26 protein-coding genes and 1 pseudogene are annotated in these 22,288 nt (G+C 65.6%); 15 read left to right on the top strand and 12 right to left on the bottom strand.

The genetic code is table 11. The annotated features are described in order from the left end of the window. Positions 1–14: 14 nt before the first annotated feature. The 7 genes from ACODTA_RS20175 to flgB are packed head-to-tail and all read right to left on the bottom strand — an operon-like array spanning position 15 to position 4,096. On the bottom strand, positions 15–701 hold the full coding sequence (locus ACODTA_RS20175; RefSeq protein ID WP_489067930.1) for a flagellar basal body L-ring protein FlgH: 687 nt from the start codon (positions 699–701) through the stop codon (positions 15–17). Next, on the bottom strand, positions 682–1,470 hold the full coding sequence (gene flgG, locus ACODTA_RS20170; protein ID WP_489067928.1) for a flagellar basal-body rod protein FlgG: 789 nt from the start codon (positions 1,468–1,470) through the stop codon (positions 682–684). The genes ACODTA_RS20175 and flgG overlap by 20 nt, the downstream gene beginning before the upstream one ends. 21 nt (positions 1,471–1,491) lie before the next feature. Further along, the gene (locus ACODTA_RS20165) at positions 1,492–2,232 is read right to left on the bottom strand and encodes a flagellar basal body rod protein FlgF (protein ID WP_489067926.1); all 741 of its coding nucleotides are present in this window, start codon (positions 2,230–2,232) and stop codon (positions 1,492–1,494) included. Positions 2,233–2,237: 5 nt separating this feature from the next. Beyond that, complete coding sequence (locus ACODTA_RS20160; protein WP_489067924.1) at positions 2,238–3,050, bottom strand: flagellar hook-basal body complex protein; 813 nt, start codon at positions 3,048–3,050, stop codon at positions 2,238–2,240. Positions 3,051–3,075: 25 nt separating this feature from the next. Further along, positions 3,076–3,342: a flagellar hook assembly protein FlgD gene (locus tag ACODTA_RS20155; RefSeq protein ID WP_489067922.1), complete on the bottom strand. Its 267-nt coding sequence runs from the start codon at positions 3,340–3,342 to the stop codon at positions 3,076–3,078. Then, a complete protein-coding gene (gene flgC, locus ACODTA_RS20150) occupies positions 3,339–3,734 on the bottom strand; it encodes a flagellar basal body rod protein FlgC (protein WP_489067920.1) in 396 nt (131 codons plus the stop codon). The genes ACODTA_RS20155 and flgC overlap by 4 nt, the downstream gene beginning before the upstream one ends. Positions 3,735–3,748: 14 nt before the next feature. Continuing rightward, a complete protein-coding gene (gene flgB / locus ACODTA_RS20145) occupies positions 3,749–4,096 on the bottom strand; it encodes a flagellar basal body rod protein FlgB (protein ID WP_222991571.1) in 348 nt (115 codons plus the stop codon). Between the two features lie 314 nt (positions 4,097–4,410). Between flgB and ACODTA_RS20140 the strand changes: the two genes are divergently transcribed. The 10 genes from ACODTA_RS20140 to ACODTA_RS20095 all read left to right on the top strand — a co-directional run bounded on the left by ACODTA_RS20140 (position 4,411) and on the right by ACODTA_RS20095 (position 13,466). Beyond that, a complete protein-coding gene (locus ACODTA_RS20140) occupies positions 4,411–5,064 on the top strand; it encodes a MotA/TolQ/ExbB proton channel family protein (RefSeq protein ID WP_489067917.1) in 654 nt (217 codons plus the stop codon). Beyond that, positions 5,061–5,483 (top strand): hypothetical protein, encoded by a 423-nt coding sequence (locus tag ACODTA_RS20135; RefSeq protein ID WP_489067915.1) that lies wholly within the window; start codon positions 5,061–5,063, stop codon positions 5,481–5,483. The genes ACODTA_RS20140 and ACODTA_RS20135 overlap by 4 nt, the downstream gene beginning before the upstream one ends. An 82-nt stretch (positions 5,484–5,565) precedes the next feature. Continuing rightward, the gene (locus ACODTA_RS20130; RefSeq protein WP_222991574.1) at positions 5,566–6,081 is read left to right on the top strand and encodes a flagella basal body P-ring formation protein FlgA; all 516 of its coding nucleotides are present in this window, start codon (positions 5,566–5,568) and stop codon (positions 6,079–6,081) included. A gap of 198 nt (positions 6,082–6,279) precedes the next feature. Further along, positions 6,280–6,558 carry a flagellar biosynthesis anti-sigma factor FlgM gene (flgM, locus tag ACODTA_RS20125; RefSeq protein WP_489067913.1) on the top strand — a complete coding sequence of 93 codons (279 nt, stop codon included), beginning with the start codon at positions 6,280–6,282 and terminating at the stop codon, positions 6,556–6,558. Then, complete coding sequence (locus ACODTA_RS20120; RefSeq protein ID WP_489067911.1) at positions 6,555–6,884, top strand: flagellar protein FlgN; 330 nt, start codon at positions 6,555–6,557, stop codon at positions 6,882–6,884. Before flgM ends, ACODTA_RS20120 begins: the two co-directional genes overlap by 4 nt. A gap of 80 nt (positions 6,885–6,964) precedes the next feature. After that, complete coding sequence (locus ACODTA_RS20115; protein ID WP_489067909.1) at positions 6,965–7,831, top strand: lysozyme family protein; 867 nt, start codon at positions 6,965–6,967, stop codon at positions 7,829–7,831. Between the two features lie 26 nt (positions 7,832–7,857). Beyond that, on the top strand, positions 7,858–9,969 hold the full coding sequence (locus tag ACODTA_RS20110) for a flagellar biosynthesis protein FlhA (RefSeq protein WP_489067992.1): 2,112 nt from the start codon (positions 7,858–7,860) through the stop codon (positions 9,967–9,969). Then, positions 9,966–10,700: a sigma-70 family RNA polymerase sigma factor gene (locus ACODTA_RS20105; RefSeq protein ID WP_489067907.1), complete on the top strand. Its 735-nt coding sequence runs from the start codon at positions 9,966–9,968 to the stop codon at positions 10,698–10,700. Before ACODTA_RS20110 ends, ACODTA_RS20105 begins: the two co-directional genes overlap by 4 nt. Before the next feature lie 202 nt (positions 10,701–10,902). After that, positions 10,903–12,408, top strand: coding sequence for an amidohydrolase family protein (locus tag ACODTA_RS20100; protein WP_489067905.1), 1,506 nt, complete (start codon positions 10,903–10,905; stop codon positions 12,406–12,408). Then, entirely contained in the window at positions 12,405–13,466 is a 1,062-nt protein-coding gene (locus ACODTA_RS20095; protein WP_489067903.1) for an asparaginase, read from the top strand. Before ACODTA_RS20100 ends, ACODTA_RS20095 begins: the two co-directional genes overlap by 4 nt. A 153-nt stretch (positions 13,467–13,619) precedes the next feature. Here ACODTA_RS20095 and ACODTA_RS20090 read toward each other — a convergent pair whose 3' ends face one another. After that, positions 13,620–15,266: an N-acyl-D-amino-acid deacylase family protein gene (locus ACODTA_RS20090; RefSeq protein ID WP_489067901.1), complete on the bottom strand. Its 1,647-nt coding sequence runs from the start codon at positions 15,264–15,266 to the stop codon at positions 13,620–13,622. An 88-nt stretch (positions 15,267–15,354) separates the two neighbouring features. Here ACODTA_RS20090 and ACODTA_RS20085 point away from each other — a divergent pair. Next, a pseudogene (locus ACODTA_RS20085) lies at positions 15,355–15,537 on the top strand (IS1 family transposase); the annotation flags it as partial. Between the two features lie 222 nt (positions 15,538–15,759). Continuing rightward, positions 15,760–16,689, top strand: a complete 930-nt coding sequence (locus tag ACODTA_RS20080) for a DUF808 domain-containing protein (RefSeq protein WP_489067899.1) — start codon at positions 15,760–15,762, stop codon at positions 16,687–16,689. A 35-nt stretch (positions 16,690–16,724) separates the two neighbouring features. On the opposite strand, the gene ACODTA_RS20075 is transcribed toward ACODTA_RS20080, so the two are convergent. Both ACODTA_RS20075 and ACODTA_RS20070 read right to left on the bottom strand, forming a co-directional pair. Continuing rightward, on the bottom strand, positions 16,725–16,979 hold the full coding sequence (locus ACODTA_RS20075) for a hypothetical protein (protein WP_489067897.1): 255 nt from the start codon (positions 16,977–16,979) through the stop codon (positions 16,725–16,727). Between the two features lie 14 nt (positions 16,980–16,993). Beyond that, entirely contained in the window at positions 16,994–18,070 is a 1,077-nt protein-coding gene (locus tag ACODTA_RS20070; RefSeq protein WP_489067895.1) for a Glu/Leu/Phe/Val family dehydrogenase, read from the bottom strand. A 121-nt stretch (positions 18,071–18,191) separates the two neighbouring features. Here ACODTA_RS20070 and ACODTA_RS20065 point away from each other — a divergent pair, with 121 nt between their 5' ends. After that, positions 18,192–18,656 (top strand): Lrp/AsnC family transcriptional regulator, encoded by a 465-nt coding sequence (locus tag ACODTA_RS20065; protein WP_489067893.1) that lies wholly within the window; start codon positions 18,192–18,194, stop codon positions 18,654–18,656. A 4-nt stretch (positions 18,657–18,660) separates the two neighbouring features. On the opposite strand, the gene ACODTA_RS20060 is transcribed toward ACODTA_RS20065, so the two are convergent. After that, the gene (locus tag ACODTA_RS20060) at positions 18,661–19,305 is read right to left on the bottom strand and encodes a pyridoxamine 5'-phosphate oxidase family protein (RefSeq protein WP_489067891.1); all 645 of its coding nucleotides are present in this window, start codon (positions 19,303–19,305) and stop codon (positions 18,661–18,663) included. A gap of 329 nt (positions 19,306–19,634) precedes the next feature. On the opposite strand from ACODTA_RS20060, the gene ahpC reads away from it, so the two are divergent. Beyond that, entirely contained in the window at positions 19,635–20,198 is a 564-nt protein-coding gene (ahpC, locus tag ACODTA_RS20055) for an alkyl hydroperoxide reductase subunit C (RefSeq protein ID WP_222991591.1), read from the top strand. Positions 20,199–20,405: 207 nt separating this feature from the next. Beyond that, a complete protein-coding gene (ahpF, locus tag ACODTA_RS20050; RefSeq protein ID WP_489067889.1) occupies positions 20,406–21,986 on the top strand; it encodes an alkyl hydroperoxide reductase subunit F in 1,581 nt (526 codons plus the stop codon). 98 nt (positions 21,987–22,084) lie between these two features. Here the strand turns inward: ahpF and ACODTA_RS20045 are convergent, their stop codons facing one another. Further along, positions 22,085–22,258 carry a hypothetical protein gene (locus ACODTA_RS20045; RefSeq protein WP_489067887.1) on the bottom strand — a complete coding sequence of 58 codons (174 nt, stop codon included), beginning with the start codon at positions 22,256–22,258 and terminating at the stop codon, positions 22,085–22,087. Positions 22,259–22,288 lie beyond the last annotated feature (30 nt).

Below are 22,288 nucleotides of genomic sequence, written 5' to 3'. Positions count from 1 at the left end.
GGGGTCCTTGAACCTTAGAAGGGACTGATCATGTTGAAGAAGCGCTGCAGCCAGCCTTCGCGGCTGGCGCGCGCCACCTGGCCGTTGCCCGAATATTCGATCTGGGCATCGGCGACGCGGGTCGATGCGATGCGATTCATCTGGTCGATGTCGGCAAGCCGGACGATTCCTGAAAACTGCACCCATTCCTCGCCCTGGCTCAAGGTGAGCCGCTTCTGGCCCTTGACGATGGCGCTGCCGTTTCCGAGCAGTTTGGCGATGGTCACGCTGACCTCGCCACCCAGCGCGCTTTGTTGCGCGGCAGTGCCATTGCCATTGAACGACGAACCGCCCGAAGCCTTAAGGGCATTGGGGTTCAGAAAATCGAGCGGGCCGGCTGTGGGCGGCGTGATCGAGAAGCCTCCGTCACGCGCCGTCTTCGACGTGGCGGACTTTGACGAGGTGATCCGTTCGACCAGCACGACGGTCAGCAGATCGCCGACCGAACGCGCCCGATTGCCTTCGTGGAGCGCGGCATAGCCGCTGCTGGCCTGGAAGATCGCGCCATCGGCCATCGCTGGTTGCGGTGCGGGCGGCAGCGGCAAAGTCGCCTCGAAACCCGGCTTGGGCCGGGCCTTTTTCGCGTCGGCGGGCGACAGGAAAAATGCCAGGCCACCCGCGAGCAGCAGGCCGACGGTGCGATTAAAGTGTCTGGTTCGCATTGCGCAGCATCTCGTCGACAGCGGAGATCATCTTGGAGTTCACTTCATAGGCGCGCTGGCATTCGATCATGTCGACCAGCTCCTCCACGACATTGACGTTCGATCCCTCGAGCATGCCCTGGCGGATCGAGCCGCGACCGTCCTGGCCGGCGATGCCGACCTGCGCGGCGCCGCTCGCCGCGGTCTCGAGCAGGAAATTGTCTCCGGCCGCCTGGAGCCCCGCCGGATTGGCGAAGCTGGCGAGCGTAAGCTGGCCAAGCTGGCTTGGCTCGCTCTCGCTCGCGACCGTGGCGGACACGGTGCCATCCAGGCCGATGGTGATCTCGGTCGCATTCTCCGGGATCGTGATGCCGGGCTGGACCGGATAGCCCTGCGCCGTGATGAGCTGCCCCTCGGGCGAACGCGCGAAATTGCCGGCGCGGGTATAGGCGACCTGCCCGCCGGGCATCTGCACCTGGAAATAGCCGTTGCCGTCCAGCGCCACGTCGAGCGCGTTGCTGGTGGTGTTGAGCGAACCCTGGGTTTCGATCCGCGCGGTGCCCTGCACCTTCACGCCGGTACCGAGATTGAGCCCGATCGCATATTTGGTCTCGCTGCTCGACTGGGTGCCGGCGACGCGGACGTCCTGATAGGCGAGCGTTTCGAACGAGGCGCGGTCGCGCTTGAAACCGGTGGTGCCGACATTCGCGAGGTTGTTCGCGATGACGCGCATGCGCGCATCCTGTGCCTCCAGGCCGGTGCGGGCGACATGCATTGCGGAAGTGGGCATGAATCAGGTCCTTCGCTGGAATCAGTTGATGCGCATGAGCGCCGCGCCGCCCTCGTCGAGGTCCTTCGCGGTGGTCAGCATCTTGGTGCGCATGTCGAACGAGCGCTGGTTCTCGATCATCTCGACGAGCATCTGCGCGCTGTTGACGTTGGATTGCTCGAGCGCGCCAGTGGTGACGCGGGCGTCGAGATCGGCGGGCAGCGCGCCATCACCGACGACGCGGAACAGCCCGTCCACCGATTTCGCGATCTGGGTGCCTTCGGGCGAGACCAGCTTGATACGGTCCACCGTCTCCGGATTCTTCGGATCACCGCCGGGCGCAACCACCTGGACCGAGCCGTCTGGCGAAATCGAGACGGAGGCGGAGGTAGGGATCGAGATCGGACCACCATTGCCGAGGACGAGATGACCGTCACCGGTCTGGAGCAGCCCCGAGGGCGAGACCATCAGGTCGCCGCGCCGCGTATAGCCTTCCGATCCGTCGTCGGCCTGGACGGCGAGCATCGCCTTGCCGTCGACCGCCAGGTCCAGCGACCGCCCCGTCTGCACCACCGCGCCCGCCGTCATGTCGGCATCCTTGACCTCCATGGCGCTCGGCGCGCGGACCTCGAGCATCGGGCCCTTGAGCGTCTGCGCCTCGAACGCGGTGCGTTCGGCGCGAAAGCCGATCGTGTTCGCGTTGGCCAGGTTGTTGGCGATCGCGGTCTGCGCGGACAGCGATCCGCGCAGGCCCGAATAGGCAGTGTAGATGAGGCGATCCATGGCGCTTAGGTCCGGATGCCGATGATCGTCTGGGTGATCTGCGACGCGGTGTCGATCGCCTTGGCGTTCGCCTGGAAATAGCGCTGCGCCGTGATCAGGCCGACGAGTTCCTCGGTCAGATCGACATTGGAGCGTTCGACCGCGCCCGACATCAGATCGTTGAAGCGTCCGTCGCCGGGTTCGCCCCAACTCGGTTCGCCGGACAGGCCAGTCGGCGTCCAGTTCGACGAACCCACCTGGCGCAGGCCCGTCGGCGCGGTGAAGCTCGCCATCGCGACGCGGCCGAGCGTCTGGTTGGTGCCGTCGGCAAAGGTGGCGATCACATCGCCATTGCCGCTGACGGTGATGCCGGCGAACTTGGACCCATCGGCATTCTCGGCCGGGATCTGCGCGTCGATCGTGGCGCCGACACTGGCGGTGCCGTCCGGCGCCACCGCATAGAGCTGCAGGCGATCGTCGGTGCCGCGCTTGATATAGCCGTCCTCGTCGACCGAGAAGGATCCGTTGCGGGTGAACATTACCTCTTCCGACGCGGCCGACTTGGTCGCGAAGAAGCCTTCGCCGGTGATGGCGAGATCGAGCGCGTTGCCCGTCTGCTCGATCGGCCCGTTCGAGAAGGTCTGCGTGATCGACTCGACGCGCGTGCCGACGCCCATGGCGAGCTGCGGGTTCGTCGTCGACGAGGTCGCGAAGACGTCGGCGAAATTGGCGCGGCTGCGCTTGAATCCGGCGGTCTCGGAGTTGGCGAGATTGTGCGAGACGACTTCGAGCTGGGTCTGGGCGCTCTTGACGCCGCTCAGCGAGGTATAAAAGGACATGGCGTATCTCCCTTGAAGGACAGGTTCAGGTGGAAGGCGTGGCGGCGTCGCCGCCGAGCTTGGCGTTGATCAGCTTCAGCGTGTCGTTGATCTCCGAAAGCCCGGCGAGACTGGAGAACTGCGCCATCTGCGCCAGCATCTCCTTGTTATCGACCGGATCGAACGGATCCTGGGTCTGCATCTGCGCGGTGAGCAGGCGCAGAAAATCCTTCTGGCCGAGTTGGCTGGAAACCTTCGCGTCAGCCGGAACCGGCTTCGAGCTGTTCGTCGCGATGACGGAATTGAAGTTCATTTGCCTAGCCTCATCGTATCGAGCATCAGGGTCTTGGTGGTCTGGAGCACCTCGATCACATTCTGGTACTGGCGGGCGCTCTCCATCATCTCGACCATCTCCTGGGTCTCATCGACGGGGGCTGCCCACACGTCGCCATTCTCGTCGGCGAGCGGGTGATCGGGATCATGCCGGCGGATCGCCTGCGCATCGGAGCGGACGACGCGATCGACGCTGACGCTCATCATGCCGGTCGAACGATCAAGCTCGGTGCGGAACACCGGCTTGATCGGCTTGTAGACCGCGTTGGCATCGCCGGCGATGCTGCCGGCATTGGCGAGGTTCGAGGCCGAGCTGTTCATGCGCACGAGCTGGGCGGACATGGCGCGTCCGGCGACGTCGAAGATGGTCATCGGGTTCGCCATCGTCATTCGCCCTTGATCGCGCGGGTGAGCGTCTCGACCCGCGACTGGATGAAGGACAGGGTGGTGGCGTAGCCAACCGCATTCTCGGAAAAGGCGACCTGTTCGGTCGCGAGCTCGACGGTATTGCCGTCCATCGAGGGCATCAGCGGCACGCGGTAGAGTTCCGCCTTCGCGGTCGCCGCATCGCTGCCGGCGCCGTTCAGGCGCGCGTCGAGCGCGGTCTTGAAATCGATGTCGCGCGCCTTGTAGCCGGGCGTCGCCGCATTGGCGATGTTCGACGACAACAGCCCCATGCGCTGCGAACGCACCTCTAGTGCCGCGCCATGAATGCCAAAGAGACTTTCGGCCATCGGCCATGCTCCCAATCTGATCCGGCACGGGCCGGACCTTCGCAAGCATGTACGCAATTGACGTGCCAACTCGCGAAAGAGCACGTTTTTCCGCCGATCCCGTCGCGATCCGGCAAGCGCCCGGCAAGATCTTGCCGCATCCAGGCAAGAATTTTCCGCCTTGCCGTCCGCTTGCCGCCCCGCCCCGCTTCCCGCCGCCGCTCGCCCGCCCATGGATCGGCCATTTCGGGCAATTGGCACGCCACTTGCGAAACCCTCTCACGCGAATGTGCGGACGGCCCCGGCCGATCCGGATCGCGATGGGAGATTGATGAATGTCGCTCGACAGGATGTTCGATCCGAATGCGTTGCTGCTGGTGGTGCTGGGCACCCTGGCCGCCACGCTGCTGCGCTCCGGTTTCGGCGAGATCGCCAACACCGGCCGCGCGCTGGCATCGCTGTTTCGGCCGCGTTTCTCGGAAGCGCGGGCACGCGCGGCGCTGGCGGCGCAGGCGCGGCACATCGATCGCGAGGGCATGTTGCGCGCGCCGCTGGCGACGATTCCCGATCGCGACCTGTCCCAGGCGGTGGAGGCCATGCTGCAGCGCCGCTCGATCGACGCACTGACCGAGCATCACGAAACCAGCCGCATCGCGCGCGAGCGCATCGCGGCCGACGGCACCCGGCTGTTCAATCTGGCGGCGGACCTGTCGCCCGTGTTCGGCCTTGCCGGCACGCTGGTCGCGCTGACGCAATTGCCCGCCGGCGGGCTGGCGCCGGAAGCGATCTCGGCGGCGGTGTCCTCCGCCGTGCTCACCACGCTTTACGGCGTGCTCAGCGCCAATCTTGTCTATGCGCCGATCGCCCGCCACATCGCACGGATCGCCGAAAGCGAGGAAGCCGGGCGCCAGGCGATGGTGGACTGGCTGCAGGCGCAGATCGCCCCGTCGCCCGCGATCGCGCGGCCAACACGGACGATGGCGGCATGAACGCGCCCGGCACAAGCTGGCAGATCATGCTGGCCGATCTCTCGATCATCCTGTTCCTGACGACTTTTTCGGCGTTGGCGCGGGTCGAGAGTACATCCGCAAAGGCCGCCACCCCGGCGCCCGTCGCGGCCCCCGCGCCCACGCCGCCGCCCGCTCCGCTGGTGGCCGAGCCGGTGGCGATGTGGCGCCCCGGCCCGGGCACGCCACCGCTCGGCCAATGGCTGAAGGAACAGGCCGTCGACACGCGCATGCGCGTCAACATCCATGGCGCCTATCGCCCCGGCCGCCGCGACGCGGTGCTGGCCGATGCCGCAGCCGTCAGCGCCGATCCGGCGCTGCAAGGCCGCGCGGTGCGGCTGATCCTGGAGCCCGCCAATAGCGACACGATCACCGTGACGCTCAGTTTCGACCAAGGCTGATGGAAACATCGGCGCACTTCTCACCGAAAGCAGACCGACTCTCATGACCCACTTCAACACGCGACAATCGAAAGGCCAGACCATGATCCGTTTGATTCCAGCTCTCGCTCTCGTGGCGGCCGCCATCCCGGCGCATGCCACCATGCCGACGATCGATCACAATGCGCTCGATCTCGCGGTCCAGCGCTTCACCGGCAATGCCCTGGGCGCGCCCGGCGGCGCCGCCGCGCCGATCGATCGCAGGCTCCGCCTCTCGTCATGCGGCGGCGATGTCCGTGTGTCCTGGCGCACGGTGCGCCGCGATACCGTCATCCTCGAATGCCCCGTGGGCGCGGGATGGAAGCTGTTCGTGCCCGTCGTGCCGACCAATGCGGTGATGGGTGCGGAGACCGCCGTGCAAACCGCCAGCCTTGCCGTCGCCAAGGGCGATGTCGTGACCATCGAGGTCAAGGGCACCGGCTTCACGATCAGCCAGGGCGGCCAGGCGATGGAAGCCGGCCCGGTGGGAAGCTGGATCAAGATCAAGGCCGCCGGCAAGGGCGAGGTCCTGACCTGCCAGGTGCTGCGTCGCGGCCTGGTCAGCATGCCCACCTCCTGATCGGGTACGGCCGACACCGTCGGCCGCCCCGTCCGCCATTCATGAGAACCGGTCTCCGGGATGCCCAGCGCATCCCGGATCGACCGGTTTTCGCGTTGAATCCGCCCCAGCGCCGACCACTGGCGATTTCACCCCTTAAGTCCTGAGCGCCGCTGCCGTTCTGGTGTGCTGAAAGGCTTGGATCAGGACTTGAGCAGCATGGATACCTCACCCATCAACCCGGTACGGCGGATCGCCAACACCCGGGAGCAGGCTGCGGCCGGTGCGGCGACACAGGCTGGCCGGCCCGGACGGACGGCCACCGCCCAGCCCGTCGTCACGGCGGAAACGCTCGGCACCGGTTCGGCGCCGCCCATCGACCAGGATCGCGTGACGCTGATCCGAAAGGCGATCGCGGAGGGCAGCTATCCCGTGGTTCCCGCCAAGATCGCCGATGCGATGATCGCGGCCGGCATCTTGCTGCGGGCTCCGAAATGAGCGCGATCAAGGACAATCTGCGGCAAATGCTTGCCGCCCTGCAGGACGAGCGGCAAGCACTTGCCGCCATCGACCTCGACACCATCATGCTGTGCGCCAACCAGAAATCGGCACTCGTGGGGCAGATCGCCAGCGCGGACATGGCCGAACTGGACGACGAATGCCGCGGCATGGTCGAGGCCGCGCACCGGCTGAACGAGGTAAATCGCCAGACGCGCAACCTTTTGGCCGCCAATGTGACCGCCCGGCTCAATATGTTGACGGGCCGCACCGACGTCTATCGCGCGGCCCCCGCCAGCGCGCATTTCGGCCGCCGACCCGCCTGACCGGCACAACTGGCACGCCTATTGCTTAATTCCCTCCCGTCCGGACGCGCCGTTGCGCCGGGCGAGGAGGAATTTTGGGAATGCCGCAAGTTCAGCCAGTGGCGAACCAGGCCGCAGTGCGCGCGGAGATCCAGCGCGCCTCGACCAGCACCGGCGTCGATTTCGACTATCTGCTCGGACAGGCCAGCCTTGAAAGCAGCCTGGATCCGGACGCGCGCGCATCGACGTCGAGCGCGAGCGGCCTGTTCCAGTTCATTTCCAGCACCTGGCTGAACACGATCCAGAAGCATGGCGGCGAACATGGCCTGGGCTGGGCCGCCGCGCAGATCGAACAGACCGGCAAAGGACCAGTCGTCCGCGATCCCGCGATGCGTCAGCAGATCCTGGCGCTGCGCTTCGATCCCCAGGTCTCGTCGCTGATGGCGGGCGAGTTCGCCAACGACAATCGCGCGACGCTGCAGACAGCGCTCGGACGCGAACCCAACGGCACCGATCTCTATCTCGCGCATTTCCTCGGCCCGGCGGGCGCCACCAGCTTCCTTCAGAACGCGGCGCAGAATCCGGGCATGACCGCGGCCGCGCTGTTTCCCAAGGCGGCGGCGGCGAACCGCTCGATCTTCTTCGACGCCAGCGGTGACGCCCGCTCGCTCGGCCAGGTCTACGACATGTTCCAGAACAAGCTGGGCAACGCGATCGAACGCAATGGCGGCGATGCCGGCAGCTTCGGCGGCTTCGACATCGCGGCGATGAGCCCCGGCGCGATGCCCGCCGCCTATATGCGCCCGCAGCCCCGGCCGATGGACCCGGTCCAGCCGGCGGGACCACCGCCACGACCGACCATGGCGGAAACGCTGCGCGCCAGTTTCGGGCTGGACGTCGCCGGCAATGACACTGGCCGCGCCAATGTCCGTCAGGCCTATGCCCGTCTTCAGGCGTTCAACCTGTGAGCGCGCTGGCCCTTCCCGCCCGCATGATGCCCTCGGCGCGCGGTTTCGCGCTGCCCGCCGGCATCCTTGCGCTGATCGTGCTGATGGTCGTGCCGATCTCCTCGATCGTGCTCGACATCTTCTTCGTGGTGAATATCGGCCTGTCGATCGCCATCCTGATGACGGCGATCAACGCGCGCAAGCCGCTCGACTTCTCGTCCTTCCCGACGGTGCTGCTGTTCGCGACCCTGCTCAGGCTGGCGCTCAACGTCGCATCGACGCGCGTCGTGCTCGTTTCCGGCCATGAGGGCACGGCGGCGGCCGGCCATGTCATCGAGGCGTTCGGCGCCTTCCTGATCGGCGGCAATTTCATCGTCGGCCTGTTCGTCTTCGCGATCCTGATGATCATCAACCTGGTGGTCGTCACCAAGGGCGCGGGCCGCGTCTCAGAAGTGTCCGCACGATTCACGCTGGACGCCCTGCCCGGCAAGCAGATGGCGATCGACGCCGATCTCGCCGCCGGGCTGATGACGCCCGACGAAGCCCGCGCGCGCCGCCAGGAAGTATCGACCGAAGCCGATTTCTACGGATCGATGGACGGTGCGTCCAAATTCGTGAAGGGTGACGCGATCGCGGCGCTGCTGATCCTGGCGGTCAACATCATCGCCGGTTTCTGCCTGGGCATGATCAGCCACGGGCTGACCGCGTCCGAGGCGGCCGAACATTATATCACTCTCGCCGTCGGCGACGCGCTGGTCGCGCAGGTTCCCTCGCTGCTGCTGTCGATCGCGGCCGCCGCCATCGTCACGCGCGTCACCAGTTCCGAGGACCTGACCGGACAGATCGGCGGCCAGTTCGCCGACGCCGCGATCTGGATTCCCGTCGCCTTCATCCTGGGCGTGATCGGCATGATCCCGGCGATGCCGCAGAGCATCTTCCTGCCCGCCGCCGCGATCTCCGGCTATATCGCCTGGCGGCTGGCCAAGCGCGCCAAGGCACCGCCCAAGCCAGTGGCGGAGCCGGTCGAGGTCGCCAATCCGAACGAAATCCGTCTCGACGACGTCAGCGATCACACGCTGGTCACGATCGAGCTCGGCTTCGGCCTGGTTCATCTGGTCGACGACAAGCGCAGCGCTCCGCTGATCAGCCGCATCACCGGCGTCCGCAAGCAATTGTCCCAGCTCTTCGGCTTCGTCGTTCCGCAGATCCGCGTGCGCGACAGCCTGGACCTGTCACCGACCGCCTATCGCGTGCTGCTGGGCGGCGTCGTCATCGGCGGCGCTACGATTCGCCCGGACAAGCTGCTCGCCATCAACACCGGAGAGGGCAGCGCGCAGCCCGCCTTTGCCGGTGAACCGACGCGCGATCCCAGCTTCGGCTGCGACGCGCTCTGGATCGATGCCGGTCTGCGCGATCTCGCCATCGCCGACGGGTTCCTGGTGGTCGATGCGAGCACGGTCGTCGCGACCCAGCTCAACCAGTTGCTCATCGATCGTCCGCAGGCGCTGCTCGGCCCGGACGAGGTCCTGGCACTGATCGACAGCCTGAAGGAACGCGCATCCGGGCTGGTCGAGACCGTCTATCCGCAGCCGCTGTCATTGGCCGCCATGACGCGCCTGCTGCGCTCGCTGCTCGAGGAAGGCGTCTCGATCTCGCACCTGTTGCCGATCTTCTCCAGCCTGTCCGCATCGGTGCAGCAGACGCTGGATCACGAACGGCTGATCGACATGCTGCGGATCGACCTGGGCGGCTATATCGTCGGGCGCATCTGCGGCCCCGCCGATCGCCTGCCGGTGATCACGCTCGATGGCGGCCTGGAATCGATGATCATGCAGGGCATGATCGATCCGGCGACCAACCAGCCGGTGATCGAGCCCGACCTTGCCCGATCGATCGGCGATCGCATCCGCGACCTCATGGCGCAGCGCACGCCCGATCAGCCGCCCTGCGCGCTTGTCGTGCAACCGCGCGTGCGCCGCGCCGTCACCGCGCTGCTCAAGCTGCGCGCTCCGCAATGCCTGGTGATCAGCATCGCCGAACTGCCCCCGACCCAGCCGATCGAAGTGGTCGCGGTGGTCGGCGGCGCCGGCAGCGAAGCGCCCGTCACCTTCAGTGAAGACCCTGGCCGCCCGGCCCAGAAGGAAAGCATGACCGCATGACTCATCCTTACAAATCGTCCGTCGCCGCGACCGTCTACCGGCAGGATCCGATGGACCGCATCCGCCAGTTCATGCCGCTCGTCCGGCGCCTGGCGTGGCATGTGCATGGATCGGGCCATGCCGATCTGGAGGTCGAGGATCTCGTCCAGACCGGGCTGGTCGCGCTCACCGAATGCGTGCGCCGCCACGAGGGCGAAGGTGATGACGGTTTCGCCGCCTATGCCAAGATGCGCGTCCGCGGTGCGATGATCGACATGCTCCGGCGCAACGCGACGATCTCGCGCGGGGCGATGGAGCGGCGTCGCGAGATGCGCGACAAGTCGGATGCGTTGCAGATCCGGCTGGGCCGCCCGCCCTCGTCCGCCGAACTCGCGGCAGCGATGGAGATGAGCGAATCCGAACTCGCCGCGCTGCGTGTCGCATCGACACCGTTGCGCTTCGAGGGATTGGACGATTGTTATTCGGATTCCGACCCCGCCTTTGCCGATGCCGAACCCGACAGCTTCGACCAACTCGCCGATGCGCAGACACGGACGCGGCTGACCGACGCGATCACCGGCCTGGCCGAGCGACACCAGTTGATCGTTCAGCTCTATTTCGTCGAGGAGCTCAACCTGTCTGAGATCGCCGAGATACTGGGCGTCAGTGTGCCGCGCGTCCATCAGATCAAGGCGCAAGCGCTGGCCGCGCTGCGCGAAGCGATGGGCGGGGACGTGGATTTCATCGGCTAGAGCATTTTGAAGTCAAGTGATCCCACCTGACGACTCGCAAAATGCGGAAATAATCAATAGAGCGGGATGCGCTTCAACCCATAGCCACGGGATATGGCCGATCTCCACCTCTTCGCTTGGAGATCGCCGCCCGCGCATGGGAAGCTGATCCTCCCCGAAGCATGGCCCCGCGTCCGTTTCGGGAACGGATCGGGAGGACTCTTTGAAACAGCATCTTCGCGCGCTCTGCCTTGGCGCTACCCTGTCGTTGCTTGCTCTTTCAGCGGGCGCGCCGGCGCAGCCGGGTGAGGTCTACGACGTGGTCATCGCCGGCGGGCGCGTGATCGATCCCGAAAGCGGACTGGACGGCATCCGCCAGATCGGCATCCGCGACGGACGCATCGCCATCGTGACCGCGGAGCCCTTGCGCGGCCGCACCACCGTCGATGCCAAGGGTCTGGTCGTCGGCCCCGGTTTTGTCGATGTCCATTCGCATGCCCAGACGATTCCGGCCGCCTGGATCCAGGCCTTCGACGGCGTGACCACCGCACTCGAACTGGAAGGCGGCACATGGCCGGTCGCCAGGACCTATGACACGATCGCGAAGGAAGGCCGGCCGATCAACTACGGCTTCAGCGTCAACTGGCTGGCCGCGCGCACCGCGCTCGGCCTCTCGCCCACGGCGCCCGCGTCGGACGAGGATGCCGCCCAAGTGGTCTCGCGCGTCGAACAGGGGCTGAACGAAGGCGGGCTCGGCGTCGGCATGCTTGCCGGCTATGCGCCCAACACCGGCCGCCAGGAATATCTCGACGTGGCCCGGCTCGCCGCCAGGCGCGATGTACCCACTTTCACCCATGTCCGCACCAAGAACACGCGCGAGCCCAAGGGCGCGGTCGAGGGATTCTCCGAAGTGATCGCGGTGGCGGCGGCGACGGGTGCGCATATGCACATCTGCCACATCAACAGCTCGGCCTTGCGTGCGATCCCGTCGATCGCCGCGATGATCGAAACGGCGCGCGCCAATGGCGTCTCGATCAGCAGCGAAGCCTATCCCTGGGGCGCGGGATCGACCAAGATCGACGCGCCCTTTCTCCATCCCGACAATCTGCCGCAGATCAACATCAAGTCGGACAGCATTGTCTATCTGAAGACCGGGGAACGCCCGGCGACCAACGCGCGGCTGGCCGAACTGCAGAAGAGCGATCCCGACGGGCAGGTGGTGATCCACTATCTCGACGAGAAGGTGCCGGCGGAGCGCCGCTTCATCGACGAAGCCGTGATGGTAAAGGACAGCATGATCGCGAGCGACGCCGTCCCCTACGAGATCGACGGCAAGATCTTCGACAAGGCCGTATGGCCGCTGCCGGCCAAGGCGGTCAGCCATCCGCGCACCGCATCGACCTTCACCGCGACGATCGCCTATTATGTCCGTGAAAAGCGCATGTTCTCGCTGAACGAGATGTTCCGGCGCGCTTCGCTGCTGCCCGCCAGGCTGATGGAAAGCGTGGCGCCGGGCATGCGCGACAAGGGGCGCATTCGCCCGGGCGCCGATGCCGACATCATCGTCTTCGATCCGGAGACGGTGGCCGGCCAGGCCAGCTATGAGGATACGACGAAACCCGCGCGCGGCATGGTCAATGTCCTCGTCGGCGGCCAATTCGTGATCCGCGACGGCAAGCTGATCACCGCCGCCCGCCCGGGCCGGCCGATCCGTGGAGCGACACGATGACCGGCATTCTGCGCTATGGCCGCCACCACGCGATGCAAGCCGCCATGCTGCTCGCGCTGCTGTTCTTCCCCACCAATCCCGTATGGGCGCAGAACCGGCCGCATGTGCTGGTGATCGCGACGGGGGGCACCATCGCCAGCACGGCGTCCGGTCCGGGGCTCACCGGCGATGCGCTGGTCTCGGCGATCCCGGGGCTCGACACCGTCGCCCGGCTCCAGGTCGAGGACCTTGCCGCCGGCGGATCGAGCGGCTTGAAGCGCGCCGACTGGGCACGGCTGGTCCGCCGCATCCGCGCCGCCTTTGCGGACGATCCGGCGCTTGCCGGCATCGTCGTCACCCATGGCACCGATACGCTCGAAGAAACCGCGATGCTGCTCGATCTGGTGATCGCGGATACACGGCCGGTGGTGCTGACCGGTTCGATGCGATCGAGCGAAGCGGTTTCCGCCGACGGCCCTGCCAATCTGCTGGAAGCCGTGCGCGTCGCCGCCGATCCGCAGGCGCGCGGGCGCGGCACGTTGGTCGCGCTCGACGGGCAGATCCTGTCGGCCGGCGACGCCGCCAAGCTCAGCACCAGCCGGACATCGGCCTTTGCCAGCCCCAATCAGGGCGCGATCGGCGCGGTTCTTGAGAACGAGATCCGCTTCTTCCAGCCCGCCGGACGCAACGGACGCATCTATGATCTTTCGCCAGAGCGGATCGAGGCGCTGCCGCGTGTCGATATCGTGCAATCCTATCTCGACGGCGACGGCGCGCTTGCCGATGCCGCGGTGGCGGCCGGCGCAAAGGGGCTGGTGGTCGCGGGCTTCGGCAGCGGCACGCTGGCTCCGCCGATGCGATCGACGGTGAAGGCGCTGGCCGAACGCGGTTTCCCGGTGGTGCTGTCGGCACGTGTCGCCAGCGGCGCCGTCAAGGATTCGGGGCTATGGGATGGAAAGGCACCGGCCGCATTCGAGCGATCGGGCTTCCTCAATCCCGCCAAGGCGCGGGTGCTGCTGATGGTGCATCTGGCCGCTGGTGGGACGGGACCATTGCAGGCCGCCTTTGCGGGGCGGTAGATCCACACCTCCCTGCCTCTTGTTATTCCCGCGAACGCGGGAGACAGAGTCGACCGAAGGTCAATCCAGCTTTTCCGTGAAGCATCCCAAAGGCGAAGAAGCTGGATCCCCGCTTTCGCGGGGATGACGACATACGGGGCCCGCCATCCACCCCTAGCTCCCCGCCACGCATTCATGCCGCAGCGCCACGCCCGCGCGTGCACCGGTCGGCTTGCCGCCGGTGATCGTCGGCACGCCGTTGACGATGACGTCGTCGATCCCCGATGATGGCCGCAACGGTTGCGCGAAGGTCGCGTTGTCCTGGATCTTCGCATAGTCGAACACGACCATGTCGGCGCGCATGCCTTCGCGGACCAGCCCGCGATCGCTCAGCCCCATGCGTTCAGCGGGCCAGCTCGTCATCTTGCGCACCGCATCCTCCAGCGTCAGCACGGGATTGTTGCGGACATATTCCGCGATGGTGCGCGCGTGATTGCCATAGGCGCGCGGGTGCGGCAGCACGTCACCGTCAGCCTTGCCCAATTCGATCGAGGCGCCGGCATCGCTGCCGATGCTGACCCAGGGGCGGCGCAGCGCGGTGCGGATATCCTCCTCGCCGATGGTGAAATAGACGGCGGTGGCGCGCTCGGGCTGCGCCTCGATCAAGATATCCCAGGCGGTGTCTGCCGGATCCTTGCCGAGCGCGGCGGCGATCTTCGCGATGCTCATGCCCTGATATCTGGCGTATTTCTCGACCCGGCCATTGGCGAGCATGATATTGTCCCAGCCGCCGGCGGCCGCGACATGATTGGGCCAGTCCGGCTGCGGCCCCGCCGCGACTTCCTTCTTCAGCCGCTCGCGCACCTTGGGATCCTTGAGCAGCGCCAGCCCCTTTTCCTTGCCGCCCGCCCAGACCCAGGCCGGTACCGTGATCTCCAGTCCGGTGCCGCTGGCGGTGTAAAGATACATGTTCGCCGCCACGTCGACGCCGCGATCGCGCGCCGCCTCGATCGTCGAAAGCGCCTTCGGCATCAGCTTGCCCCAGCCGATCCGCGTCGCCGCCTTGAGGTGGAAGATCTCGACCTTGACGCCGCCCTTCTCGCCGATCTCGATCGCTTCCTCGATCGCGGGGATCAGGTTGGACGCCTCGTCGCGCATATGCGTGGCATAGATCGCGCCACAGCGGCTCGCCGCCTTCGCCAGCGTGACCAGATCGGACGTCGTCTGGAAGCTTGACGGCGCATAGATCAGCGCGGAGGAGATACCGAACGCACCACCGCGCATCGCGATGTCGACCTCGCGGCTCATCTCGTCGAGCTGAGCCGGTGTCGGGCGGCCATCGGCATCACCCATCACCTTCCGGCGCGCCTGGGTGCTCGCATAATAGGTGCCCAGATTGACCGCGATGCCCTGCTTCTCCAGCCGGTCGAAATAGGCGGGCAGTTCGGCGGCGGGCACCGGCGGCCCGCCCTCGCCCGTGATCACCGTGGTCACGCCCTGGAGCAACTTGTTCTCCGCGCCGCCATTCCGGAGCAAACTGCGGCTCGACTGATCCATCATGTCGATGAAGCCGGGCGCGACATAGCGCCCCTTAGCATCGATCTCCTTCGTTCCCCGGCCCTTGACCGGACCGACCTTGACGATCCGTCCGTCCTTCACCGCGACATCGGCGGAAACCCAGGGATTGCCCGCGCCATCGAGCACGCGTCCACCACGGATCACCAGATCATATTCGGCCGGCGCCCCTTGCGAAAAAGCGATGCTGGCGGACGCCAACAGGGTCGCGGCGAGAATCAGGCGCGGCATCGTCTTCGGCTTCATGGACTGCCCCCGTGAATTTTTCGGATAGCGGAATCGATTCGCTGGATATGAAAGCTGCAATCCGGAATGGAAAAGCGCAACCGGCAACGCGCTCTACTTCGTGTTCTACAATTTTGCTCGCATCCACAAGACGCTGCGCATGTCGCCCGTGATGTCCGCTGGCATCACGGATCGCCTGTGGTCGCTGGATGATGTTGTCGCTAAGATCAATGAACTGGCCCCGGCTCCAGAGGCTCGCGGACCTTACAAGAAGCGGGATGCGGTAGCATGAGCAGCCTTTGGTGGATGATTCCGGTTGGCGCTTTCATGGTCTGGTGCCTTGTTCAGTTTTTCAGGAGCGGTGGCCCACCATCGGGTCGGAACGAGGACAGCACGTCAGCATATGACGTGACCGGCGGTTCCGACTAAAATTCAAACTGAGACACTCCCCGCGATTCCGGATGACTATCCGGCGGGCTCGGCTAGATTGCGCCTCTTTTCAAAGGGAACTGAGATGCCATCCGGACTTGTTGCGCTGCTCGATGACGTTGCCGCGATCGCGAAGCTGGCGGCGGCGTCGCTCGACGACGTCGCCGGCGCCGCGGGCAAGGCGGGAGCCAAGGCGGCGGGCGTGGTGATCGACGATACGGCGGTAACGCCACGATACGTGGTCGGCCTGTCGCCCGATCGCGAATTGCCGATCATCGGCAAGATCGCGCTGGGATCGTTGCGCAACAAGCTGCTCTTCCTGCTGCCCGCCGCCTTGGCGCTGAGCGCGTTGGCGCCTTGGGCGATCACCCCGCTGCTGATGATCGGCGCCGCCTATCTGTGCTTTGAGGGCGCGGAAAAAGTCTGGGAAGCGGTATCGGGCGACAGCCATGCCGATGATGTCCTTGAGGTGACCGACCCCAAGGAACTGGAGGACCGCCAGGTGGGCGGCGCGATCCGCACCGATTTCATCCTGTCGGCGGAGATCATGGCGATCGCACTGGCAGAGCTGCCCGCGCAGACGATCTGGATGCAGGCGGCGGTGCTGGCGGCGGTGGGGGTCGCGATCACAGCCGGCGTCTATGGCGTGGTCGCGCTGATCGTGAAGATGGACGATATCGGACTGCATCTGGCCGAGCGTAGCGCCAGCAGCGTGCGGGCGCTCGGCCGGGGGATGGTGACCGCGATGCCGGTGCTGCTCAAGGCGCTGGCGATCATCGGCACGGCCGCGATGATCTGGGTGGGTGGCGGCATCATCATCCATGGCCTGGAGGTGTTCGGGCTGGAGACGATTCCGCACATCGTCCATGGCGCGGCCGAAGCCGCCGCGCATGCCATGCCCGTCGCCGGCGGCGTGGCCGAATGGCTGGTGGGCGCGGCGGGTGCCGCCGTGGTTGGTATCGTGGTAGGCGGCGCGATCGTCGCGCTGCTCCACCTGATCCCACGCAAGCACTGACAAGAGCGCCGGCTCACCGCCGGTCGCTGCTCAACTCAGGCAGGAACCGCCACCATTTCAGTCAGCGTCACCGAGCGTACGGTGGTGATCATCCGCATCTTCTCCGCGATGATCTCCGCGCGCCGCCGATCGATCCCGGGCTGGACGATGCTGAGCGTCAACACCTCGTCACGCTGCTGACCCTCGATATCGGCGGGGATCAGATCCTGCTGGGCGAACAGCCCCAGCAGGCGAAGATAGAGTTGCGGACAGGCATGGCCGTCCACCTGGTAACGATATTGTTCGAACATGTTTTCTCCAGACATCATGCGACCCTCGGCAGCGGCGCATGGCGGGCATTGGTGGACAGTGCGATCGTCTCGCGCGCGAGGCGGTCGGCGGCGCGGCCAGGCGGCAAGCCGCTGGCGGCCGCCAGATCCAGCACGCTCGCCAGCCGCGCGCCGATCGCATCGACCCGCTGGCGAACCTCTTCGCTTCGCCAGCCAAGATATTCGGCAGCGACGCTGATCATGCCGCCGGCGTTGACGACATAATCGGGCGCATAGAGCACGCCCCTGTCGGCTAGGCGATCGCCGTCCTCCGGCGTCGCCAGGACGTTGTTGGCGCCGCCGCAGACGATCGTCGCACGCAGGGCGGCGATCGTCCGCGCATCGAGCACACCGCCCAGCGCGCAAGGCGCGAAGATATCGGCCTGCACCTCCATGATCCTGTCGGCGGGAACCACCGTCGCGCCGTAATGCCGGGCGAAGGTCGCGGCGACGCCTGCGCGCGGCTCGGCGATGACCAGCCGCGCGCCCGCCTCATGCAGCAGCGCGCACAGCGCCGATCCGACGCTGCCCAACCCCTGGACTGCGACGGTGAGCCCGGCGAGCGAACTGCCCAGCCGGTGATCGGCGGCCACCTTCATCGCATCGAACACGCCCCGCGCGGTCCAGGGCGAAGGATCCCCGCCGGCCTTTCCGCGCGCCGCGCGCCGGCCCGCGACATGGCGCGTCGAGGCACCGACCGCATCCATGTCGGCCATGGTCGTGCCGACATCCTCGGCGGTCACATAGGCACCGTCATGCCGCTCCACCGCGCGGCCGAACGCCTCGAACAGGCGGCGGCGATCGAGATCGCCCGCCGGACGCCGCAACACCGCCTTGCCCCCGCCCAGCGGCAGACCGGCGAGCGCGTTCTTGTAGCTCATGCTCTCGGCAAGCCGCACCGCATCGACGGCCAGTGCCTCCTTGTCGGGATAATCCCAGAAACGGCAGCCGCCCGCCGCCGGACCAAGCGCGGTCGAGTGGATGACGATGACGCCGGACAGGCCGGTCGCTTCATCCTCGACGGCGACGCATTGCTCCGGCGGATGGGCATTCAGAAAGGCGAGATGAACCATGGAGACTCCGATCGAGGCTGGGCATGATCGTTCATCCGCCGCGAAACTTCTTGCCTTTCTCAGCGAAGAATTGCGATATTCAGGTCAATTTCACCCATATTTGGCTTTATCTGGACAAACTATGTCTCACGATCTCGATTCCTACGAACGGAAAATCCTGGCGCTGCTCCAGGCGGATGCGAGCCTGTCGACGGCTGAAATCTCGGAACGCGTCGGCCTGTCCCCCTCGCCGTGCTGGCGCCGGATCGACCGGTTGCAGAAGGATGGGTACATCACGCGCCGCGTCGCGCTGATCGACCGGCGCAAGGTGGGGCTCAACGCGCATATCTTCGCGCAGGTGAAATTGAGCGAGCTCGGCCGCGCCAATCTGGACGATTTCACCGCGGCGATCCGCGAACTGCCCGAAGTGCTCGAATGCTATGTGGTGATGGGCGTGTTCGACTTCATCCTGCGCGTCGTGACCAAGGACATCGAGGCCTATGAACGGCTGTTCTTCGAGAAGTTGAGCAAGCTGCCGGGCGTGCAGGAGATCAATTCGACGATCGCGCTGTCCGAGATCAAGGCGACCACCGCCCTGCCACTGTGAAAACTCAATACAGATTGGTCTTCGCGTCTTCCTCCAGCGCCTGATCGATCGTCTCGGCAGGAATGTTGAGCTGGAACTGATCCCGCACAATCTTGCCGAGCGTCGGGAAAGCGCCCTTGGGCAATCTCCGGTCGGGATTCCACAGCTCCGAACGCCGCAAGGCCTTCGAGCAATGGAAATAGACTTCGCGGATTTCGATCAGCGCCACCGAACGCGGCGGCTTTCCGTCATGGATGAAGCGATCCATCAGCACGGGCTCGGTCGTGACCGATGCCAGGCCGTTGATCCGCAGCATGTCCTCCACGCCGGGCAGGAAGAACAGCAGGCCAACCGCCGGCTGGTGGACGATATTGCTCAAGGTATCGAGACGATTGTTTCCCGGCCGATCGGGGAAGGCGATATGCGTGTCGTCGATCGCGTGGACGAAGCCCGGCTCGCCGCCGCGCGGCGACACGTCGGCCAGACCGTCGGCGCGTGACGAGCCGATGCAGAAGAAGGGCGAGAGCTCGAGAAAGCGCCGGCTATGCGAGTCGAGACGCGGAAAGCATTTGTCGACCACCGTCTGCGACGGCTCGGCATAGACGGTGCGGAGATCCGCTTCGCTGTCGAGCGTCGCAAGCGGGCGATTGCCGGGTGCCGAATCGGTCATGTCGATCGGACGGCGACGAAGCGGCGGAAACGGAAAAGATCTGACATGGCAGGGATTCTAGCCTTGGCGATCGGCTGCGTCGAGCGGCAGCCGGGCCATATTGCGCATCTTTTTTGCTAACGCGAATCACTTGCATAATTGACATCGGCTGATTAAGACGCGTCCCGCGTCTTCGATCCGGCCTCTGGCAGCAATGCGTGACATGGGAAAGACGGTTTCAGCCGATTGATCGCCAAAATCGATCAGTCAGTCTCTAAAATCCAATTTCCGCATTGCAACAGAGACACCTAGATCGGCGCTCGCAGACACCGCAAACACATGGAGCATGCATGTCCCTCATCAATTCCGACCTGAAACCCTTCAAGACCGAAGCCTTCAAGGATGGCAAGTTCGTGACCGTCACGGACGCGGACGTGAAGGGCGGCTGGGCCGTCTTCTTCTTCTATCCCGCGGACTTCACCTTCGTCTGCCCCACCGAGCTGGAAGACCTGGCCGACAATTACGACGCGTTCCAGAAGCTGGGCGTGGAGATCTACAGCGTTTCGACCGACACGCATTTCTCGCACAAGGCGTGGCATGACACGTCGCCGGCGATCGGCAAGATCAAGTACACGATGCTGGGTGATCCCACCGGCACGATCACGCGCAATTTCGACGTGATGATCGAGGAAGCGGGCCTGGCCGATCGCGGCACCTTCGTCGTCGATCCCGAGGGCAAGATCCAGATCGTCGAAGTGACCGCCGGCGGCATCGGCCGCGACGCGACCGAACTGCTGCGCAAGGTGAAGGCCGCGCAATATGTGGCCGCGCATCCCGGCGAAGTCTGCCCCGCCAAGTGGCAGGAAGGCGAAGAGACGCTCGCCCCGTCGCTGGACCTCGTCGGCAAGATCTGAGCCGACCAATCGCGAAAGTTCCGGGGGCGGCAGCGCCGTCCCCGGGATCTTCCCGACGACTATTCCGGTGTGCGTGATCGCCACCGAAGCTTCCTCCTCCGCCGTTGCGAGGAGCGAAGCGACGAAGCAATCCAAAGTCGGATGTATCCCTGGATTGCTTCGCTCCACTCGCAATGACGCGAGCATAGCCCCTATCGGAGCACCATCATGTTGGACGCCAATCTCAAGCAGCAGCTCAAGACCTATCTGGGCAACATCACCCAGCCGATCGAACTGGTCGCGTCGCTCGACGACGGCGCCAAATCGGCCGAATTGCTGACGCTGCTCGAAGAGATCGCCGCCCTGTCCGACAAGGTCACATTGCTCCGCGGCGGCACCGACCGCCGCGCGCCCAGCTTCATGATCCGCCGCACTGGCACCGATATCGGCGTGCGCTTCGCCGGCATCCCGATGGGCCATGAATTCACCTCACTGGTGCTCGCGCTGCTCCAGGTGGGCGGCCACCCCTCCAAGGCGGCGCAGGAGCTGATCCAGCAGGTCAAGGACCTCGACGGCGATTTCGCGTTCGAAACCTATTTCTCGCTGTCGTGCCAGAACTGCCCGGATGTCGTCCAGGCACTCAACCTGATGGCCGTGCTCAACCCACGCATCAGCCATGTCGCGATCGACGGCGCGCTGTTCCAGGACGAGGTCGATGCGCGCAAGGTGATGGCGGTGCCCTCGATCTTCCTCAACGGCAAACCCTTCGGCCAGGGCCGGATGGAGCTGGAGCAGATCCTGGCCAAGATCGACACCGGCGCCTCCACGCGCGCCGCCGAAAAGATCAAGGCGAAGGACGCGTTTGACGTGCTCGTCGTCGGCGGCGGCCCGGCGGGCGCCGCGGCAGCGATCTATGCCGCGCGCAAGGGCATCCGCACCGGCATCGCGGCCGAGCGTTTCGGCGGCCAGGTGCTCGACACCATGGCGATCGAGAATTTCATCTCGGTCCAGCACACGGAGGGCCCGAAGCTCGCCGCGCAGCTCGAGCAGCACGTCAAGGATTATGACGTCGATATCATGAACCTGCAGCGCGCCGAAAAGCTCATCCCCGCGAAAATCCCCGGCGGCCTGCACGAAGTGCGACTGGAAAACGGCGCGTCACTGAAAGCGCGCACGGTTATCCTGTCGACCGGCGCGCGCTGGCGGCAGATGAACGTGCCGGGCGAGGATGCGTATCGCAACAAGGGCGTCGCCTATTGCCCGCATTGCGACGGGCCGCTCTACAAGGGCAAGCGCGTCGCCGTGATCGGCGGCGGCAATAGCGGCGTCGAGGCCGCGATCGACCTGGCCGGCATCGTCGCCCATGTCACGCTGATCGAGTTCGACAGCCAGCTCCGCGCCGATGCCGTGTTGCAGCGCAAGCTCTACAGCCTGAAGAACGTCACCGTCATCACGTCGGCGCTGACCACCGAAGTGCATGGCGATGGGGAGAAGGTGATCGGGCTGACCTATCGCGATCGCAATGCCGACAGCTCGCACCTTGTCGAGCTGGAGGGGATCTTCGTCCAGATCGGGCTGGTGCCCAACACCGAATGGCTGACCGATTCGGTCGCGCTCTCCGCGCGCGGAGAGATCGAGATCGACCATCGCGGCCACACCTCGATCGAGGGTGTGTTCGCGGCCGGCGACGTGACGACCGTGCCGTACAAACAGATCGTCATCGCGATGGGCGAAGGATCCAAGGCCGCGCTTTCGGCCTTCGACTATCTGATCCGCCTGGCGCCAGTGGAGACCGCGGAAGCGGCCTGATGTCTCGCGCTTCGGTGCCCGCCGGAACGATGACTACAGGATCGGCTAAAGAAAGGACCACCCTCACGGGTGGCCCTTTCCGGCTGGTCAAACGATTTTCAGCGCTGTTGTTGGCCGCCCCGGCTGCCGTCGCCATCGTCGTCCATCTGGCGGTCCTGGCGATTCTGGTCACCGCCCTGCTGGCGGTCGCGCCCGGGATTCTCCTGCTGTTGCTGCTGCTGGCCGGGATTGCGCTGCCGGTCCTGCTGATTGTTCTGGTCCTGATTGGCCATGATGGCATCCTTCCTATGATCTCGCCGATT

The organism is Sphingomonas sp. FG14, from assembly GCF_057809675.1.
This window is presented reverse-complemented; position numbering and strand designations above follow the sequence as displayed.